Source organism: Mycobacterium sp. TH-M15, from assembly GCF_057473705.1.
The window spans coordinates 1-3,125 of sequence record NZ_JBYCLB010000648.1; the positions used below are offsets into that span (position 1 = coordinate 1).

At 72.7% G+C, this 3,125-nt stretch carries 2 protein-coding genes and 1 pseudogene; 1 reads left to right on the top strand and 2 read right to left on the bottom strand.

The genetic code is table 11. The annotated features are described in order from the left end of the window. Nucleotides 1–75 precede the first annotated feature (75 nt). Nucleotides 76–732, top strand: a complete 657-nt coding sequence (locus AC2VNT_RS15900; protein WP_486947770.1) for a cation efflux transmembrane domain-containing protein — start codon at nucleotides 76–78, stop codon at nucleotides 730–732. A 32-nt stretch (nucleotides 733–764) separates the two neighbouring features. On the opposite strand, the pseudogene AC2VNT_RS15905 reads toward AC2VNT_RS15900, so the two are convergent. Then, nucleotides 765–2,921, bottom strand: a pseudogene (locus AC2VNT_RS15905) (heavy metal translocating P-type ATPase). 4 nt (nucleotides 2,922–2,925) lie between these two features. Continuing rightward, the coding region (locus tag AC2VNT_RS15910) for a DUF1490 family protein (RefSeq protein WP_486947769.1) at nucleotides 2,926–3,125 on the bottom strand (200 nt) is incomplete at its 5' end.

Sequence of the window (3,125 nt, forward strand, 5' to 3'; positions counted from 1 at the left end):
AGCCAGTTTAACCAGTCTTGTGCGCGGTGGTCTTCCCGATGGCGGTACCATTCTCCCGTGACCGCGCTCGACCCGATCGACACCGAGCACACCCATCGGCATGCACACGACCATCCGGCCACCCTGACCGACGCCGACTGGCATCGCAGCGCACGGTGGGTGCGCCGGCTGGCCTGGATCGGCCTGCTGCTGGTGGCGATGGAAGGCTCGATCGGCCTCTGGCAGGGGCTGGTGGCGTCCTCGATCGCGCTGACCGGCTGGGCGCTGGGCAGCATCCCCGAGGCGCTGGCCGGGGCGATGGTGATCTGGCGGTTCACCGGGTCCCGCACCCGCTCCGATGCCGCCGAGCGGCGGGCCCAGATCGGGGTGGCGGCGTCGTTCTGGCTGATGGCCCCCTACGTCGCGGTGGAGTCGGCCCGGGACCTGCTGACCGGGAGCCGGGCCGAGACCAGCGTGATCGGCATCGCGGTGACCGCGGTGGCGGCGGTGGTGATGCCGGTGTTGGGCCGAGCCCAGCGCCGGCTCGGTAACCGGCTGTCGTCGGCGGCCACGGTGGGGGAGGGCGTGCAGAACTACCTGTGCGCGATCCAGGCCACCGCCGTGCTGGTCGGGCTGCTGGTCTGCAGCCTGCCCGGCGGCCGGTGGGTCGACCCGGTGATCGGGCTGGCGGTGGCCGCCGTCGCGGTGTGGCAGGGCTTCCGGTCCTGGCGCGGCGAGGGCTGCGGCTGCTGATGGGCTGCTGACCGGCCGCTGACCGGCGCCGGTCAGTTCAACTGGTAGCGGATCATCCGGGAACTGTTGGCCACCACCGCCACCGACGAGGCGTTGTGCAGCACCGCGGCCAGCACCGGCGACAGCGCACCGCCGGCGCCGATCAGCAACCCCAGCGAGTTGACCGCGATCGACATGGCGTAGTTCTGCCGGATGACGCCGACGGCGCGGGCGCCCAGGTCCCGGACGTCGAGCAGCCGCTGCAGGTCGTCGTTGGCCAGCGCGACGTCGGCGGTCTCCACCGCGACGTCGGTGCCGGCCAGCCCCATCGCGATGCCGATGTCGGCGGCCGCCAGCGCCGGCGCGTCGTTGACCCCGTCGCCGACCATGCCGACCACGTGACCGGCGCTCTGCAACTCCCGCACCACCTCGAGCTTGTCCTCGGGCAGCACCTCGGCGCGCCAGTCGTCGATGCCGAGTTCGGCGGCGACCGCCGCCGCGACGTCGGGATGATCGCCGGTCAACATGACGATGCGGCGTACTCCGTTGGCGCGCAACCGGGTCAACACGTCGGTGGCCTCCGGACGCACCTCGTCGCGCAGGCTGATCACACCCACCAGGGTGCCGTCGACGGCGAGCAGCAGCGGGGTCTCGGCCCGCTGGCGCAGCTTCTCCACCCAGGCCAAGGCCTCGCCGGAGATGTCGACGTCCTCGCCCTGCAGCAGCGACGGGCTGCCCAGCAGCACGGTGCGTCCGTCGGCCCGGGTCCGCTTGCCCTATCCGACCAGCACCTCGCACTCCTCGTGCGGGGGGATGGTGATGTGCCGTTCTTCGGTGGTCGGGATCACCGCCTCGGGAAGCGGATGGCGGGAGTGGATCTCCGAACTGGCCGCGTAGGCCAGCACCTGCTCCGGCTCCCAGTCGTCGTGCAGGGCGACGATGTTGGTCACCACCGGGCGGCCCACGGTCAGGGTTCCGGTCTTGTCGAAGACGAAGGCGTCCACCCGGCCGGCCTGCTCGAGGTGCGAGCCGCCCTTGATCAGGATGCCGCGCCGGGCCCCGTTGCCGATCGCGGCGCTGATCGCGGTCGGGGTGGACAGGCCGACCGCGCACGGGCAGGCGATCAGCAGCATGGTCATCGCACGGCGGACATCGCGGGTGATGGCGAAGGTGAGCGCGGAGACGACGAATGAGGCGGGCACGAAGCGGCGGGAGAAGTTCTCGCCGACCGTCTGGATCGGCGCCCGGTCGTGCTGGGCCTCCTCGACGCGGGTGATGATCCGGCCGATGACGGTCTCCCCGCCGACCGCGGTGGCCCGGATCACCAGCCGGCCGCGCACCACCACCGATCCGGCGTGCACCGGCGCGCCGGCGGCGATGCTGACCGGCAGCGTCTCGCCGGTGATCGCGGCCTGGTCGACCACGGCCTCGCCGTCGACTACGGTGCCGTCGACCGGGATCGCCACATGCTCGTGGATCACCACCTCGTCGCCGATCTGCAGGGTGTCGATGCCCACCTGCACCTCTGTGTATTCGTCGGAGCCTTGCCCCGACCGGATCCACGCGGTGTCCTGGCTGCCGCGCAGCAGATCGGAGATGGCCCGCCGGGTCCGGCGCAGGGTCAGGTCCTGCAGGTACTCGCCGATGTTGAGCAGCCACAGCACGGTGAGCGCAACCACGTTCTCGCGCAGCACCAGGCTGGCCACGGTGGCCACCGACACCAGGGCGTCGGTGCCGGCCCGGCCGCCGCGCATCGCCCGCAGGGCACCACGCAGGAACGGGTAGCCGGTGAAGAGGGTCACCCCGGTCGCCGCGGCCCGGCTGGTCGGCCCGAGCAACGGCGGCCGGGCGAAGACGTAGCGGCGCATCCCGAGCAGCGCCAGCGCGGCCCCGCCGACCACCATCCGCAGCACCTCGGTGTTGCGGATATCCGACGAGCGGGGCAGCCGGGCCGGGATCAGCCCGGCCGGGACGTGGGCGGCCTGCTCGATCGCGGCGAGCACCGCCTGCCGGTCGCACCGTTTCGGTGAGTACCAGACCACCACCGACCCGGTGCGCGGGTAGGCGTGCACGGTGCGCACACCGGCCTGCTGGTCGACCGCATCCTCTACGGCGACCGCCCGAGGCGAGTCCGCCCGTAACCAGGGAACCTCGACGCGCATCCGGCCGGCGGCGTCGGAGACCACCGTCAGGTCTGTTCCGGCGGCCATCGGGTCAGTGCTCGTGGTCGTGATCGCCGGCGGCGACCGGCGGCGGCACTTCCTCGCCGATCCGGTCACGCGCCTCGGCGACCACGTCGGCGACCTTCAGCCGGGCCGACTCGGCGATCTCCTCGGCGCGCCGGGTGCCGCGCAGGCTCCATTCGGCGGCGGCCACCGCGCCCTCGCGCAGCGGCGCCTTCTCCACCGCCTTGC